The following is a 2,217-nucleotide window of genomic DNA, read 5'->3' as shown; positions in this document are numbered from 1 at the left end:
ATTACAAAAATCACTTGGATGCGCTGGATCCCAATGAACATTCGCTCCTTCTGTTGCGACCCAATGTGCTTTGCTGTTATCACAAATAGCTGTTCCACCTACTTGCTTTATAGCGGTCATTCTAAAGGAACTCCATATCCCCAAACATGTGTGCCATATTCACCAGGAGTACCTGCACCCCAGTAAAGATTACGCATAACGGGGTCGATATCTCTTCCCCCTGGCAAAAACCATTTGCCAATATTGGTACCAGTCACTGTTACTCCCGGATAGTATTGTGCTGCATAGTAGAAAGCCGGAAAAGAACCTGAATTTGCTTTTACAATATTATAGTAACTGGATGCAGCTCTCCATGTCAGGTTGTATCCGGAATCGTATGATGATGGACCATGATTCTTCACAGAATTGTTTCCAGCCATATTTGTCGGCCCCCAGGCGCATCCATTCCCATTGTTAGCATTATGTAATGCCATGGCCAATCCTGAATTTGGTGTACCGTTGTTTTCTTTTACAACTACTCCAATGGGTGTTTTACCGGGATTGGCACTTAATGTTCCCCAGGCGCCATCACTGAACAGATAGCTAAATTTGGGTTTTAGCTTAATCTTGACTAAATACGATTTTCCCTGCTGCATTGATAGCGTTGCATTCAGTTTGGGAATATCGCCCGTTATGGGCTTCCAAAACACGGTGCCGGCATTGAAAGTGAGCTTTAACTTGGAACCTTCGGTTGAAGGCAGGAAGTAATGATAGTTGGAAGTTGAGGTATAGGCAAATGTTTGTCCACCATTCGAAGCGGTGTAGGGGGCCTCCGTACTTGCCGGCGAGTTGCTGACCTGGGGTGTCATTGTACCTTGTGTATAGGTTTGAGTTTGAGTTACAGGATTATTTGTCATGCTTACGGGGATACTGCTTGCAGCAACTAGTGAGAGTGTAGCAGTGATATTATTCGGAATATGTTTCTGACAGAGAAATCGTGTACGCAGACGAGCGCCGACGTGCTTCATTTCGAAAGCGATTTGCTGCTTTTTTGCTTGAGTGATTGTCGCAGTAGTTCTACCGATATAAGCATTGCCGACATTGTCTATTGAAACGGTGAGTTCTTCGCCATAGGAGGACGGAGTTACATCGTCGTTGAAAGCAACGAAATCGTAAGTTTGACCTTGTTCCAATATTAGGTCTTGAGGAGAATTGGAATCGGCAGTGAACTTCGTGCCGTTAAACGTGCCTTTTATCTCGCCTTTCTTCACGCTGCCCTGATAGGCGCGGATGGTGTAGTGCTTGTTCGTGATGGCGCGGGTTTTATTCACGGTTGTGTCGGGGTCGTTTTCAACGCTCACTTCGGCCTCGCAATCGCCAAGATTTATTGTTTCCGTACGGGGTACAGCACGAGTTAGGTCCTGGTCGGATTCGTAGTTCTGCTCTTCGAAGCTGAATGTTATGCCCTGCTCTTGAGAGGGGTCGGGCGTGTTGTTCTCGTTGCCGCACGATGAGGCCAGAAAGCCGGCAAGCGCGGCGAGAATCATAATCTTTGAGTTTGTCTTCATTTTGCGTTTTGTTTTTGGATGTTGTTTACTCGAATTCATATTCGCCGCCGTCGACGTCCTCATCCGGGTCGTAGTCTTTCTCGTTCGAGCCGCCAGGGTTGGGACTTACGGATGTACAAAAGAATAATTCGTTCTCGAGTTCGATTGCCTCAATCTTAGGAGGCTCATAGAAATGCTTTCTGTTCATAATGATACTTGTTATTTCGTTATTGCTTTATTTATCGTCGTGGCAAGGGGTGACTGCGCCAGCCCGCATGTAGGGACAGACCCCGTGTCTGTCCGCACCGTCCTTTTGACGGACGGGACAAACATATTATCCGAGTAAGACTCGAGCGATTGTGCATGTATTAGGCCTAGGGGCCAGCGGACAGACACGGGGTCTGTCCCTACATGCGGCCTAACGGCCGAGTGGGAGTTTATGTTTACAGGAATGGGAGTATTCGCCGCACGATTTTCGTGCGGGTTTTGCCGGTAAAATCTTTCCTTATTTTCTCTTATATCGGTTGCCGAAAGGGTACGAAAAACATAACACCAGAGATGGCTATACCCCTTGTGTTTCCTTAGGTTTACGTAACTTCTACGCGCGCGTAAAAATAAGTTAGGTGAGGCTAGATGCCTGTGTGTGTGTGTGTGTGTGTGTGTGTGTGTGTGTGTGTTAGCTACTTTTCTC

Annotated in this window: 2 protein-coding genes; both read right to left on the bottom strand. The window is 46.8% G+C overall.

Features of this window, described 5'->3' with window-relative positions; genetic code table 11:
• Positions 1 to 116: 116 nt before the first annotated feature.
• Positions 117 to 1,547, bottom strand: a complete 1,431-nt coding sequence (locus tag HMPREF9140_RS03695; RefSeq protein WP_006951853.1) for a hypothetical protein — start codon at positions 1,545 to 1,547, stop codon at positions 117 to 119.
• Positions 1,548 to 1,572: 25 nt separating this feature from the next.
• The gene (locus HMPREF9140_RS10570) at positions 1,573 to 1,734 is read right to left on the bottom strand and encodes a hypothetical protein (RefSeq protein ID WP_006951851.1); all 162 of its coding nucleotides are present in this window, start codon (positions 1,732 to 1,734) and stop codon (positions 1,573 to 1,575) included.
• Positions 1,735 to 2,217: the final 483 nt, after the last annotated feature.

It is taken from the genome of Prevotella micans F0438, from assembly GCF_000243035.1.
Taxonomy (GTDB): Bacteria; Bacteroidota; Bacteroidia; order Bacteroidales; family Bacteroidaceae; genus Prevotella; species Prevotella micans.
Note: the sequence above shows the minus strand (reverse complement) of the source record. Positions and strands in the feature narration are given on the sequence as shown.